Raw genomic sequence first — 12840 nt, 5'->3', positions numbered from 1 at the left:
CCACGGCGACACCGATGATCGCTGCTAAGAGGATTTTGATCACTTGGGGGGTCCTCCTCGGACACGGCAGTGGTGACCGTCACAAACCTAGAACCTATTCTTGCTACTCGGAAGTAGCTAAACGAAATCTTAATAAACCCGCTGATCAATTACCTATTCGGACGCACCCTGCCCAGTCGCCCGGTCCAGTCGGTACAGTCGCAGGTCAGCACCGTCCACCACCAGCGTCGCGGCGCGGAGCCATCCCTCGAACACGCGGCGTTCGTCCGGGGTTCCGGCATCGACGACCACGTACCGAAATCCGGCCCGGAGCAGGTTCGGTGAAGGTTCTACTAGTACGCGTTCTACCTGGCGGGCCCGTCCGTCCTCACTTCCGACGACCATCGAACCGACCCGTACGGTGTCGTTGGCGACGACATCGCGACCGGGAACGGCGAAGAACCGCTGGGCCGGATCCAGCACCGCCCGGTGGCCGTTCCACGGAAAGCGCCGGTAGGACTCGAACGGCAGCACCAGGATGTCTCCCGGCTCGCCGTCTCGCCGGATGACCTCGCGCGCGGCCGTCCAGTCGGCGGGATAGTTCACGGCCCGCAGCGCCCCGGCCGCGCCCCACGCCAGGGTGGGCAGCACGGCGAGGGGCACCAGCACCATGACGCCCGCCCACGCCGGAGCGCGGCGGGCCACCGAAGCGACCGCAGGGGCCGAAGCGGCGGAGGCGGTCAGCAGCCCGAGGCCGACGGCCACCAGCAGCGCCAGCGGAGCGACGAACTGCTGGGCGTCCCGGAACACCGCGAACCCGCCCCACACCCCGATCAGCCAGGTGAGCACCGCCCGCCCCGGCTCGGTCACCCCCAGGCAGGCGATCGCGAACCCCACCGCCGCCGCCACCGCGAGCCCCCTCCGGTACGCCACCCGCCCGAGTAAGGCGAACCCGGCGATCCCCGCCACGGCCAGCGCCAGCCGCGCCACCGCGCCCGGCAGCGTGTCGTAGCCCGCCGGGACGGCGTGGGAGTTCCAGATCCCGCCGAGCGAGAGCAGGCTCCCCACGGCCCCGAACGGCCCGTCGGCCCTGGCCGCGAAGGCCTCCACGCCGACTCCGTCACCCGTCACCCCGCCGGGGCGCAGTGCCGCGACCAGCAGCCAGGGCAGGCTGAACGCCACCACGATCGCCCCCGTCCGGAGCGTCCCCATCCACCTCCGCGTGCCGGTGAGCGCCAGCGGGAGGGCCGTCAGCGCGGTGATCGTCATCGCCGCGAACCCGCCCACCGCCGCCGGCACGATCGCCACGGCCAACCGGCGGCCCGAGACCATCGCGCCCACCACCCAGGGCAGGCCCGCGTAGCCCAGCAGCAGCGCCCACTGCCCCATCAGCAGGCGCTCGGCCACGTACGGGTTCCACACGTAGAACGCCCCCGCCACCAGCCGGGGCGCCAGGGACTCCGAGGGCACCAGCAGCGCGGCCCCCGAGCAGCCCAGCACGAAGACGCCGAGCAGGATCGCCTTCTGCACCAGCTCCCCCGGGATCACCCAGGAGAGCGCGGTGACCACCGCGTCGCTGGGCACCACCCGCGGCGCGCCCCCGGCCAGGCCGAAGGTGAACCGCGAGAAGGCCGGGTCCGGGACGAAGACCATGTCCTGCGCCAGGACGAACCCCCAGCCCAGAGCCGGGCCGAGGGCGAGGCAGCCGAGGGCGAGACCGAGCAGGGCGGCCATCGGCCCGGCGCGGGTCGTGTGCGGCATCCCGCTATGACATCACAACCGGACAACGGGCATTCCGTATAAATCATCCCGTGGCTACTCTTCCGAATGGGGAGGGCGGGGTGGCGACGAGCGAGGTGACGGTGGCGGCCCGGCCATGGGCGCGCGCGGACGCCGTACTGGCCACGGCCATCACGATGATCGCCGTCCAGCTGGTGTGGAAGTTCGGCCTGGTGCAGCGGACCTACTTCCGCCAGGACGACTTCACCTTCATCGCCCGCGGCCTGGAACACGGGCTCACCTGGGACTACCTGATGCGGGTGGACTACGGGCACCTGGTGCCCGGGCCGTTCGCCATCCAGTGGACGATGGGCCGGCTCGGCGTGTACAACGACATGCTCGCCCACACCATCACGATCAGCCTGCTGGGCGCGGCGGGGCTGGCACTGCTGCGGCTGCTCTGGGTGTTGTTCGGCGCCCGGCCGGCGATCCTCGTGCCGCTCGGCTTCTACCTGCTCACGCCGCTGACGATCTCGTCGCTGTCATGGTGGGCGGTCGTGATCGAGACGCTGCCGTTCCAGATCGCGCTGCCGATGGCGCTGAGCTCGCACGTCCTCTACAACCGGACCGGCCGCTTCCGGCACGCGGTCGCCGCCGCGGCCTGGGTCGTCCTCGCCATGCTGTTCTTCGTGAAGGCGCCGTTCATCCCGGTGCTGGCCTTCGTGCTGACCCTGGGCTGGTTTCCGCGCGCCAAGCGCAAACCGGCCTGGCTGCTCTACCTCGCCGTGATCGCGGTCTACGCCGTGATCTTCTTCCGCCAGCTGTTCACCTCCGTGCAGCTCACCAACGACACGGTACGGCCGGGGCTGCCGGACCCGGCCATCGCCGCCGGTTTCGCCTGGAACCTGCTGACCGACTCCCTGGTGCCCGCGACCCTCGGCGGGCCGTGGCAGTGGCGGCCGATCGGCGACGACTACGCCATCGCCGCGACGCCGCCCGTAATGGTCTGGGTGAGCCTGGCCGTCGTGGCGGCCGTGGTGACCGTCTCCGTGCTCTACCGGCGGCGGGCCTGGCTGGCCTGGGCCGCGCTGTTCGCCTACTTCGTGCTCGCCGACGTGGTGCCCGTCATGATCGGGCGCATCGAGGAGCTCGGCCCCGACCTCGGCGGCTCCGAGCTGCGCTACGTCTCCCCCACGGCCACCGTGCTGGCGATCGTCCTCGGGCTGGCGTTCATCCCGCTGCGCGACGAGGAGCGGCCCTGGCGGCGCCCGGCGGCGCCCCGGCTGAGGTACGCGTGGGTCCCGCTGGGCGTCGCGTTCGCGGCAGGCTCGGTGTGGTCGGTCACCGCGTACGCGCGCCTGCCGCTCGGCGAGCATGTCAAGAGCTATGTGGAGACGGGCCGGCTGGCGCTCAAGCGGGCCGGGGCGAACGCCGTCATCCTCGACACGCACGTCCCCGCCAAGGTCGTCTACCCGATCTTCTTCTACGACTACGCCCGAGTCTCCAAGGTGCTCGGGCCGATCGCACCGTACCCGGTGACCTGGGCCCGGCAGCTGACCGGCCCGGTGCGCAACCCGCTCGTCTTCGACCCGCAGGGCCGCCTGCGCCCGGTGGACATCCAGGGCGTGACGATCCCCCAGAGCGCCGGCTGCGTGCCGGTCGCGGGCCGAGAGGTGATCTTCCGCCTCCCGGCGCCGCTGCCCGAGGGTGACTGGACGGCTCAGGTCGGCTACCTCAACCCGACGCCCACCAGACTCGCCGTACGGCTGGGCGGCGGGCAGGCCGTGGTCCCCGCGGGCAAGGACTTCGGCTGGACGTTCGCCACGGTCAAGGGCGGCGGGGCCGAGCTGACGATCCGCACGGTGGACGGCGGCTCGGCGTGCATCGGGCAGATCAAGGTGGGCGTCCCGCGGCCCGCCAAGTCGGGCACGCCCAGCCCACTACAGCCCATCACCCGCTGACCACCGGGCCTCTCACACCCGCGAGCACCAACGTCAAGCCAGGTGACCCATCGGGGTGGGGTGCCTGCCAGACGGGCCTGCTCCCGACCGAGGAATAGCTCCACAGCACTCCGTCGTACGGCTCACGCTCGCTTTTCTGGGCGTGAACCGTCAGTCTCGCTCGGCGCCTTCGGGCCAGATAACGCGGACCTTCAGCCCGCGTGCTCTGGCCTCGACCACGATGTCCGCCGTTCCGCCGTACCCTCTGGCGGGCCTGCCGTCCCAGACGGCAAACAGCTCGTCGGCGTGGTCGAGCATGAGACGACTGGCGGTCATGTGCGACTCGGAGGTGGACTCGACGAAGTCCAGCTCGTGAACGCGCGCGGCTTCGGCGAACAGCGCGTCGTAGTCCTGGTGCGCTTCGGCGGGCAGTCCTTCCCGGTATTGCTGTGCGGGAACTACCACTTCCAACATTCCGCCCAGGTCAAGGATGGCCCGGGCGAAGAGCTGGTCGGCGCCGTCGGCGAGACAGGACAGCCCGATGATCGCGGGAGCATGCTCGGCGAGCGCCTCCCGAATCGCGTGGTCGACCAAGGTGACGGTCTCGGCGGGCAGGCCGCGGTGGCCGGAGACAGCAATACGGATCATGACCTTCTTCCTAGAGGAGAGTCGCGCGGAGTTGCTCGTCGAACGCCCGGACGTCTGCCGTCATCGGTCCGTCGTAGGTGCGGCGGAATCGTCTGGTGCGTTGAATGACCCGTTCGGAGCCGTAGGTGACGCCCACCATGAGGGCGTTAGTGGCCAGGTGGAATGCCTCGTCGTGCTGTCCTGACATGGCCTTGGCGGTGGCGATCTCGGTCATCAGTACCCCACGCTGTTTGGCGCCGGGCTGGGCCGATGACAGTGACTCGGCGAACGCGGCCATGGCCTCGTCGGGGCGGCCGAGCCGTACCATGACCAAGGCTCGATAGCCCGCGAGCTTCGCATGGTCGAACGGGAAGACCCAGGGCCATGGCGGTGCCGCCGCTCTTTCGCTGGCGGTCACCGCGGATTCGGCCTGCCGCAGGGCGGACAAGGCTGCGGAAGCGTCATGGGCGGTCGCGTGGCCGAGAGCCTCGATGCTGGACAACCACGCTCGTGCGGTCGCCGGCGGCCGCTCTCCCAGTTCCCTTCGTGCCTGGGCGAGCAGGTCCAGCGCTGAGACGGGGTCGTCGGCGTCGATCTCGAAGGCTGCCAGGCTGCCGATCATGTAGGCCACCAGCAGGGAGTGTTCGGCTTGGCGGGCGGCGTCGACTGCCAGGCGGTAGTAGGTGCGTGAGGTGCCGGTGTCATGCATGTCGGCGTGGACCCATGCGGCGAAACCGGCGGCCTCGCTCATCACGGCCCGGATATCGCCCGCGAAGGCCGAGCGGGTGGCGCGTCCGAGAATGCGATTGGTCAGGTTCACGTGGGCCACTGCTCCCCGGGCCAGTTCGCGGGCGGGTGTGGTGGCCTCCAGGCGCCGTTGAGCGCCAGTGATGCTGGTCAGTATGGGCGCGGTGGTCTCGTCCACCTCCGCGCGTCCAGGCAGCGGCAGGGCGGTGAGAACCGTAAGAGCTACCGCCTTGCCGAAATCTCTGCGTTTCGTCGGATCGTCATCTCCTCGGGCACCGAATCGGAGTAAATGAAGGGGTATCCCGACTCGGATTGATATCTCCCGGACCTGGTCCACGGTGAGCGGCTGACGATTCCGCAGCACCTTGGAAACCCAGCTCTGGGAGTAGCCGACCGCCTCGGCCAACTGGCCCTGCGTCCAGTCGTTCGCCCCCTGCACCTCGGCAAGAACGGCGGGGATGTCGCACTCGGCAAGAGCAGCTGCCACGGCGGGCGCGGACCAGAACTGAGGCGGGAGACGGCCTTGGTTCTGATTCATAGCGCTAGGTTAAGCGCCGGTCTCAACGCTAAACCGGACATAGAGTGCTGCCACACCGATATTCGTAAGAGGAATATCCCCAGCGCCGTCGGTACTACAGCATTACCCAGGACCGATGTCGGCGGTGATGCTCATCGCATGAGTGCTCTTCCGCTCCACGCAGCCGAGCGACTACAGCGTGCGCTCAAAGACTGCGGCATCTCCGCCGACGTGCACCACGGTCACGGCGTGGCGCTCGTCTCCGTCTGGATGGATCTTCTCGTCTGGACAGACGGCTTCGTCTACCGATGGTGGACGGGGCAAATGTCGCGGAGGACGAGACGGCGCCTGTACACCACCTACGGAGTCGACAACCCGGCCACCGTCGCCCGCTACGTGGCTCATCGGTACGAGGAACTCCGCAGGACGCACCCGCTATCCGAGGTCGTCATGGAGACCATGCCATGATCACTCCGGACGAGTGCCTGAGCCCGCACCTGACCATGGCACAACGTGACCACTACAGGCTGGAGTGGCGTCAGCCGTACCTGACACTGGAGCGGGTACGGCCAGTGACCTGGACGTGCTTCTGCCGGGCGACGGTGTACGAACTCTACGAAGGCGGCGGCAGGGCGTTCCTGCGGCGCACCGTCCAACTCGACGGCAGCCCCGAGACGCGCGAAACATCCCTCATGTCGATCAGTAAAGCCCGGGCGATCTGGACAGCACTGCTGTCTGGTCGAAAGCCGTCGCCGAACGCGCCGCGCGCCTCGGTCGAGTACGCGTCACCCACCGCGATGCCCCGGACTTCTACCTGACCGCCGCCGACCGTGAGGATCAGCGCGGGCAGACACTGGCCACGGCATCTCGCTTGTTCCTCGCCCTCATCAAGCACGATCCGACCGCCCGCGCGCTGGTCATCGCCATGCCCGAGGTCTTTCCCTGGGTTCGCCACCTCACCTCCGCCGAACTGCGTTCCTTCACACTCGAACTGGTGGAGGCACTTTCTGACGCCGCGGAACTTGATGTCGATGTCACCACACAGGAAGTCATCGCGGGCTGGCGGGCGACCGCTCGGATCAAGGCCGCCCCCGCGCACTACGCCCAGGCTCGCAAGGCCACACGTGGCGACTTCGGACCGGTAGAAGTCTCAGCGTGAGTCCGAAGCGTGGTGACCGGGTCACGGTCCCGCCTTCGGACGACGAATGGGATATCCGGTTCGGTGCCAGTGATGCGGTCAAGGCGCCAACGTCAAGCCAGGTGACCGTCTTGCCGAAAGATCAAAGCTTGACTCCCGGTTTTGGGCCTAAAACAGGGAGTAGCATCAAAGGGGAAGGAGAACCATCCTCATGGCTGATGTCAGACCCCGGAAGTCTTCGACGGGAGCGACTAAGAAGCGAAAGCATCGGACGCTCCCGCCGCAAAGTGATCACGAGACAGGTGGCACGGCGCAGGCTCCTCATCGGAAAGAGATCGAGGAGCGGGCGACGCTGGCCTTGTTCGAGCAGGCACAACGGCTGGACGGGGTGGTTGCCAGCACTCATGAGACCGGCACCCGTGACACGGTCCGAGAGGTTGTCCAGGATCTGCTCGCTCACGCCGAGCCGGTGCGGGCGACGATCGCATCGAAGATCCTTGGTGTTGACGAGAAGACGGTTCGCGCGTGGGCCAAGGAAGGACTGCTCGTCCCGGTCAGGGGAAGACCCCGCCTGATGCTTGAAGCCGAGCGTCTGTACACCGTGGCAACACTCATCCAGGATCTACGCCGGGCCGGCCGCACCCGGAATATGGCCGAGGTGATCTGGCAGCGCCTGCAGGACCGGGAGCTTCTGGAGAACGATCAGCTGATCGACGGTCTTCGGCAGGTGGAACAGGGCGAGGGCCGTCCGTGGCGGGAGATCAGGGCAGAGTGGAGTTCCAAGAATTCGGAGCTGACTGCCAGTGAAGACTGAGGTCTACCTCTCGGTTCTCGCGGAGAAGCACGCTGAGACCTTGCGCGGGGCGGATCTCAGATCATTCGTCGCCTTTGTCGGTGATCTGGAAGCACGGGGTGCGCGGCCCTTGGATATCGGCTCACGGGGGAACTGCCGGTGAGTCGGTTGTGCGTCAAGCATTTGAGAGGCGTCATGCGCGTCGTGGTCGCCTTCAAAGAGCCGGGTCATGCATGGGTTCTGATGCTGGGACCTCATGATGAGCGCAACCGGACGCGCGATGTCTATACCTCGCTGTGGGAGGTATGCGGGCTGGATGCGCCGCCGGTGGGTGAACGTACCAAGCCCGCCTGTTGTGACGACGATGGCGCGGACCCGAACCTGCCGGACATAGATGATCTGGTGACTCGTTGTCGTGATCTCGCCAAGCCGCCTCGTCGGCGTAAGCGCCCAAGCTGACAACCTCCGGACTGAACGGTCATCGCACACGAGTGGGACCACCGTGCCGTAACCCTCGGGAACCGGACGATGCCCCGTGGGGGGCCGGGTGGTGGCCCGGCCCCCGCCGCTCACTTGCCCGGTTCGGGGTCCCGGGGCAGGCCGAGCATGCGCTCGCCGATGATGTTCAGCTGCACCTCGGTGGTGCCGCCGTAGATGGTCATCGCCCGGGTCGCCAGGACGGCCCGGTTCCAGTAGCCGGCGTCGCCGAGCTTCATGTCCGCCGCCACCACGGCCGAGGCGCCGAGCAGGTCGACCGCGGTCTCGGAGACGTGCTGGGCGTGCGAGGTGGACAGCAGCTTGCGCACCGAGGCGTCGGCGCCCGGCTCGGCCCCGGCGAGCTGCTTGAGCGTCACCCGCAGCGACAGCGCGTTGATCGAGTGGCCCTCACAGACCACCTCGGCCAGCTTCTGCGCCTCGACCTGGGTGAGCTCGCGGCCGAGCCGCCCGGCCAGTCCGAGCAGGTCGGGCACCGAGGACCCAGTGCCACCGGAGCCGGACGAGAGCGAGACGCGCTCGTTGGACAGCGTGTTGCGGGCCACCTTCCAGCCGTCGCCGACCTGGCCCACGACCAGCTCGTCGGGCACGAACACATCGTCGAGGAAGACCTCGTTGAACAGGTTCTCGCCGGTCATCTCGGTCAGCGGCCGGACCGTCACGCCGGCGCCCTTCATGTCCACGAGGAAGTAGGTGATGCCCTCGTGCTTGGAGCCCTCGGAGGAGTTGCGGGCGATGCAGATGCCCCACTCGGCGAAGTGCGCGACGGAGGTCCAGATCTTCTGGCCGTTGAGCTTCCAGCCGCCCTCGACCTGCTCCGCCTTCATCTGCAGCGAGGCCAGGTCGGACCCGGCGCCGGGCTCGGAGAACAGCTGGCACCACATCATCTCGCCGCTGAGCGTCTTGGGCAGGAAACGCTCCTGCTGCTCCGGCGTGCCGTAGCTGACCAGCGACGGCACCACCCAGGCACCGATGATCATCGCCGGCAGCTTCACCTTGGCCGCCTTGAGCTCCTGCGCGATCAGCACCTGCTCCAGCGGCTTGGCGCCACGGCCCCACGGCGCGGGCAGGTGGGGCATGACGAAGCCCTGCGCGGCCAGGGCGCGCTTCTGCTCCTTGCCCTCCAGCGTGGCGATCTGCGCGATCTCCGCGCGGATCGACTCGCGCCGCGCCTCGGCGTCCTCGGGCAGCTCGATCTCCATCTCGCGGGTGACGCCCTGCAGGGCGAGCGCGGCGACCGAGGCAGCCCACTCGGAGGAGGAGCCGAGCAGCGCGCGGATGGTGAGCGCGCGGCGGTAGTAGAGGTGCGCCTCGTGCTCGTAGGTGTAGCCGATGCCGCCGAACGTCTGGATCGCGTCCTTGGCGCACTGGACGGCCGCGTCGGGGGCCATCACCCCGGCGATCGCGGCGGCGTACTCCAGCTCACGCCCCTCGGCCCGAGTGGCGTCCCACACCGTGGCACGGGCCTGCTCCAGCGCGACGAGCATCCGCGACAGCTTGTGCTTGATGCCCTGGAACTGGCCGATCGGCCGGCCGAACTGGACGCGTACCTTGGCGTAGTCGGAGGCGGCGGTGACGCACCACGAGGCGAGCCCCGCGGCCTCGGCCCCCAGCAGGATGGCGGCCAGGTTGAGCACGTCGGGGCCCTCGACCCCGTCGAGCACGCGGTCGGCCGGCACGGTCACGTCCGACAGCTCGACCTTCGCCACCGACCTGGTCAGGTCGAGCGACTTCACGGCGGTGACGGTCGCGGCGGAGGCGTCGAGCGCGATCCACTCCTCGCCGTCGGCGGTGGAGACCGGGAGCACGAGCACGTCGGCCTGGGAGGCGCCCAGCACGGGCTCCGCCGTGCCCGACACGACGAGTGAGCCGTCGGCGGCGCGGGTGCCGCTGAGGGCGCCCGTCAGCGCGACCGCGCCGGTGGCCGTCCCGTCGGCGAGACCCGGCAGCAGGTCGTGACGCTTGGCGGCGTGGATCACCGCGCTCGCGAGGACCGTCGGCACGTACGGACCCGGCGCCATCCGCTCGGCCAGCGCCTCGATGGCGACCGCGGCCTCCAGCAGCCCGTAACCGGAGCCGCCGGCCTCTTCGGGCAGGTGCAGACCGAGCAGCCCCTGCTCGGCGAGCCCCGTCCAGAACACCGGGCGCTCGTCGGTCGCGGAGCGCAGCAGCTCGGTGGGAATGTTCCGGTCGGCCCAGCCGCGCACCGATTCGCGGAGCGCCTCGTGCTCCTCGCTCAATCCGATCGCCATTGCACATCCTCCAAGCAGGTCCAGATCATGCCAGAACCATATTCTAGAGGGTGCTTCTAGCCTAGAGCGGGCGAATTCGGGTCGCGAGGGTATTCAGATCCCGCCAGTGAGATCTGCCGCTCTGCGGGATCGAGGCGAGCAGCATCGCCGGCTTCGTCTTGCCGACCTCGACCACCGACACCAGCGCCTGCGCCGACTGCCGCTTGCCGGACAAGGTGTAGGTGACCTGGTAGGCGAGGGTCCACCCCTTGCCCGTAGGGAGCTTCTGCGACCCCGTCCAGGTCAGCGTGGCGCCCGCCGGATACTGCGAGCGCAGCGTCCACCGGGCGGCGCGGACCGCGAGCTCCCGGTAGTCGGCGTCGGTCGACGGCTTGGTCTCCGGGGAGTCGGCCGGGAACATGGCCGAGGCGATCACCGTGTGCGGAACCGCCACCTTGCCGACCCGCTGCGCGATGGTAAACGGCGGGAACGACCTGGCCGTCCACGGGTCGCCGAGCCGGGGATAGCTGATGCCGTTCTTGGTGTCGTTGATGATCCCGGTGACCACCGAGGCCGTGCCGGGCAGGTTGGCGAAGACCTTGGTCCTGGGCGCCGGGGGCAGCGCGACCTCGCTGACCTTCGGTGACGGCGTGGCCGAGGCCGAGGCCGAAGGGGTGGCGCTGGCGGGGACCGGCGCGACGGGGACCACCCGCGCGGTCTGCTCGTCCTTGCTCGGCACGTCGCCCGAGAACAGCATGAAGATCAGCAACACCGCGGCCACCGTCGCGAAGATGGCGCCGATCAGGTAGACGACCCGGATCGGGATGTCACCGATGCGCGCCAGCAGACCCCGCTTGGGCGGAGGCGGCGGAGAGAGGGACGGCCCGGGGGCCGATCGAGGAAGGGACGGTCCAGGAGCCGAGGCAGGGAGAGACGCCCCGGGAGCCGACGGAGGTAGAGACGGCCCGGAGGCCGACGGAGGAAGGGACGAGCCGGGAGCCGACGGAGGAAGGGACGGCCCGGAGGCCGGTGGCCGGCGGATCTGGACCGTCTCCTCGGCGGGAAGAACGATCTTCCGGAACGGGGTGGTGGGAGAGTCATGCGCGTTTCCTTGTTCTCCAACGTCCGCCATGGCCATGAGGCTACGTCACCAGGGAGAAGGATTTTTCCGCTATTCCCTCGGCAGAATGTAATTCTGTATGGTCGCGGTCATGCGCGGTTTCTACGAGATTGCGGCCGGCGACCCCGGGCGCCCCGCCCTGCTCGGCGATGACGCCCTGACCTACGGCGAGCTGCTGTCCCTGGTCAACCGGACCTCCCGTGGCCTCGTCGCGCGCGGCGTGCGGCCCGGCGACACTGTCGTGACCGTCTTGAAGAACGGCTCCGACGCCCTGACCATGATGCTCGCGAGCTACCAGGTGGGCGCCTACCTCGTACCGGTCAACTGGCATTTCACCGCCGAGGAGACCGACTACATCGTCGCCGACTGCGGCGCCCGGACGGTCGTCGCCCCCGGCGCGCTCTCGGTAGCGGAGCTCGCGGACGGGCGGCCCGACGGCCCGCCCGAGCACCGGCGGGCCGGCTCGATGATGCTCTACACCTCCGGCACCACCGGCCGCCCCAAGGGGGTGCGCCGGCGGCTGCTCGACCTCACGCCCGAGGAGCTCCACCCCATCCTGATGCGCAAGAGCTGGAAGCACTTCGGGCTGCCGCCCGGCGGCGTGCACCTGGTGTGCTCACAGCTCTACCACTCCGCTCCGTACGGCCAGGCCATGATGGCGCTGCAGCTCGGGCACGCGATCGTGGCCCCCGAGAGGTTCGACGCGGCCGAGACGCTACGGCTGATCGAGCGGCACCGGGTGACGAACGCCTTCATGGTGCCCACCATGTTCCACCGGCTGCTGGCGGTGCCCGATCGGGAGTCGTACGACCTGTCGTCGCTCACCCACCTCTACCACGGCGCCGCGCCCTGCCCGCCCGCCACCAAGCAGGCGATGATCGACTGGCTCGGGCCCGTCCTGTGGGAGTACTACGGCTCCACCGAGGCGGCCGTCGCCACCATGGTCTCCTCCGAGGAGTGGCTGGCCAGACCGGGCACGGTCGGGCGAGCGCTGGACGGGATGGCCTTCACCATCGTCGGCGACGACGGTCAGGAGGTGCCCCGGGGAGAGCCCGGCCTCGTCTACATCGGCGGCGTCAACCGCTTCGAGTACCACGGCGACCCCGCCAAGACCGCGGCCTCCATGCGCGGGCGCGACTACACGCCCGGCGACATCGGCTACCTCGACGAGGACGGCTACCTGTTCCTGCTCGACCGCCGGACCGACCTGATCATCTCGGGCGGGGTCAACATCTATCCCGCCGAGATCGAGGCCGCGCTGCTGGAGCATCCGGCGGTCACGGACGTGGCGGTGATCGGCGTGCCCGATCCCGAATGGGGACAGTCGGTGGTCGCGCTCGTCCAGCCTGCCCCTGGAGCGCCCGGATCCGACGCGCTCACCGCCGAACTGCTCCGCCACTGCGCGCCCCGTCTGGCCAAACTCAAGCACCCACGGGTCATCGAGTTTCGCGACACCCTGCCCCGAACCCCCACCGGCAAGCTGAGCAGGAGGGACGTGCGCGAGGCGTATCTTTCACGTTGAGCTGGGCAGATA

12 protein-coding genes are annotated in these 12840 nt (G+C 69.1%); 7 read left to right on the top strand and 5 right to left on the bottom strand.

The window, feature by feature from the left end:
* Nucleotides 1–153 precede the first annotated feature (153 nt).
* Nucleotides 154–1740: a hypothetical protein gene (locus AB0I38_RS07885; protein ID WP_358463713.1), complete on the bottom strand. Its 1587-nt coding sequence runs from the start codon at nt 1738–1740 to the stop codon at nt 154–156.
* Nucleotides 1741–1790: 50 nt separating this feature from the next.
* On the opposite strand from AB0I38_RS07885, the gene AB0I38_RS07880 reads away from it, so the two are divergent.
* Nucleotides 1791–3659 (top strand): hypothetical protein, encoded by a 1869-nt coding sequence (locus tag AB0I38_RS07880; protein ID WP_358463710.1) that lies wholly within the window; start codon nt 1791–1793, stop codon nt 3657–3659.
* 150 nt (nt 3660–3809) lie between these two features.
* Here the strand turns inward: AB0I38_RS07880 and AB0I38_RS07875 are convergent, their stop codons facing one another.
* Together AB0I38_RS07875 and AB0I38_RS07870 are read right to left on the bottom strand one after the other, a co-directional pair.
* Entirely contained in the window at nt 3810–4286 is a 477-nt protein-coding gene (locus tag AB0I38_RS07875) for a hypothetical protein (protein ID WP_358463707.1), read from the bottom strand.
* 10 nt (nt 4287–4296) lie between these two features.
* Complete coding sequence (locus AB0I38_RS07870; RefSeq protein WP_358463704.1) at nt 4297–5550, bottom strand: helix-turn-helix domain-containing protein; 1254 nt, start codon at nt 5548–5550, stop codon at nt 4297–4299.
* Between the two features lie 138 nt (nt 5551–5688).
* On the opposite strand from AB0I38_RS07870, the gene AB0I38_RS07865 reads away from it, so the two are divergent.
* From AB0I38_RS07865 to AB0I38_RS07845, 5 genes are all read left to right on the top strand, one after another.
* Nucleotides 5689–5997 (top strand): hypothetical protein, encoded by a 309-nt coding sequence (locus tag AB0I38_RS07865; RefSeq protein WP_358463702.1) that lies wholly within the window; start codon nt 5689–5691, stop codon nt 5995–5997.
* Complete coding sequence (locus AB0I38_RS07860) at nt 5994–6347, top strand: hypothetical protein (RefSeq protein ID WP_358463699.1); 354 nt, start codon at nt 5994–5996, stop codon at nt 6345–6347. Before AB0I38_RS07865 ends, AB0I38_RS07860 begins: the two co-directional genes overlap by 4 nt.
* A 53-nt stretch (nt 6348–6400) precedes the next feature.
* Nucleotides 6401–6688, top strand: a complete 288-nt coding sequence (locus AB0I38_RS07855; protein ID WP_358463696.1) for a hypothetical protein — start codon at nt 6401–6403, stop codon at nt 6686–6688.
* A gap of 190 nt (nt 6689–6878) precedes the next feature.
* Nucleotides 6879–7481, top strand: a complete 603-nt coding sequence (locus AB0I38_RS07850) for a MerR family transcriptional regulator (RefSeq protein WP_358463693.1) — start codon at nt 6879–6881, stop codon at nt 7479–7481.
* A gap of 174 nt (nt 7482–7655) precedes the next feature.
* Nucleotides 7656–7919 carry a hypothetical protein gene (locus tag AB0I38_RS07845; RefSeq protein ID WP_358463690.1) on the top strand — a complete coding sequence of 88 codons (264 nt, stop codon included), beginning with the start codon at nt 7656–7658 and terminating at the stop codon, nt 7917–7919.
* 110 nt (nt 7920–8029) lie between these two features.
* On the opposite strand, the gene AB0I38_RS07840 is transcribed toward AB0I38_RS07845, so the two are convergent.
* Together AB0I38_RS07840 and AB0I38_RS07835 are read right to left on the bottom strand one after the other, a co-directional pair.
* Entirely contained in the window at nt 8030–10207 is a 2178-nt protein-coding gene (locus tag AB0I38_RS07840) for an acyl-CoA dehydrogenase (RefSeq protein WP_358463687.1), read from the bottom strand.
* 61 nt (nt 10208–10268) lie between these two features.
* Nucleotides 10269–10967: a hypothetical protein gene (locus AB0I38_RS07835; protein WP_358463684.1), complete on the bottom strand. Its 699-nt coding sequence runs from the start codon at nt 10965–10967 to the stop codon at nt 10269–10271.
* Nucleotides 10968–11397: 430 nt separating this feature from the next.
* Here AB0I38_RS07835 and AB0I38_RS07830 point away from each other — a divergent pair, with 430 nt between their 5' ends.
* On the top strand, nt 11398–12828 hold the full coding sequence (locus AB0I38_RS07830; RefSeq protein ID WP_358463681.1) for an AMP-binding protein: 1431 nt from the start codon (nt 11398–11400) through the stop codon (nt 12826–12828).
* Nucleotides 12829–12840 lie beyond the last annotated feature (12 nt).

The sequence above is a fragment of the Nonomuraea cavernae genome (assembly GCF_040655715.1).
GTDB classification, from domain to species: domain Bacteria; phylum Actinomycetota; class Actinomycetes; order Streptosporangiales; family Streptosporangiaceae; genus Nonomuraea; species Nonomuraea cavernae_A.
The sequence above is the reverse complement of the archived record's forward strand: the minus strand, read 5'-3'. Positions and strand labels throughout refer to the sequence as shown.

What these genes read in the sequence shown, in the direction of transcription:
- AB0I38_RS07885 (WP_358463713.1), bottom strand. Translation starts at nt 1,740, where the DNA reads ATGCCGCACACGACCCGCGCCGGGCCGATGGCCGCCCTGCTCGGTCTC.
- AB0I38_RS07875 (WP_358463707.1), bottom strand. Translation starts at nt 4,286, where the DNA reads ATGATCCGTATTGCTGTCTCCGGCCACCGCGGCCTGCCCGCCGAGACC.
- AB0I38_RS07870 (WP_358463704.1), bottom strand. Translation starts at nt 5,550, where the DNA reads ATGAATCAGAACCAAGGCCGTCTCCCGCCTCAGTTCTGGTCCGCGCCC.
- AB0I38_RS07865 (WP_358463702.1), top strand. Translation starts at nt 5,689, where the DNA reads ATGAGTGCTCTTCCGCTCCACGCAGCCGAGCGACTACAGCGTGCGCTC.
- AB0I38_RS07860 (WP_358463699.1), top strand. Translation starts at nt 5,994, where the DNA reads ATGATCACTCCGGACGAGTGCCTGAGCCCGCACCTGACCATGGCACAA.
- AB0I38_RS07850 (WP_358463693.1), top strand. Translation starts at nt 6,879, where the DNA reads ATGGCTGATGTCAGACCCCGGAAGTCTTCGACGGGAGCGACTAAGAAG.
- AB0I38_RS07845 (WP_358463690.1), top strand. Translation starts at nt 7,656, where the DNA reads ATGCGCGTCGTGGTCGCCTTCAAAGAGCCGGGTCATGCATGGGTTCTG.
- AB0I38_RS07840 (WP_358463687.1), bottom strand. Translation starts at nt 10,207, where the DNA reads ATGGCGATCGGATTGAGCGAGGAGCACGAGGCGCTCCGCGAATCGGTG.
- AB0I38_RS07830 (WP_358463681.1), top strand. Translation starts at nt 11,398, where the DNA reads ATGCGCGGTTTCTACGAGATTGCGGCCGGCGACCCCGGGCGCCCCGCC.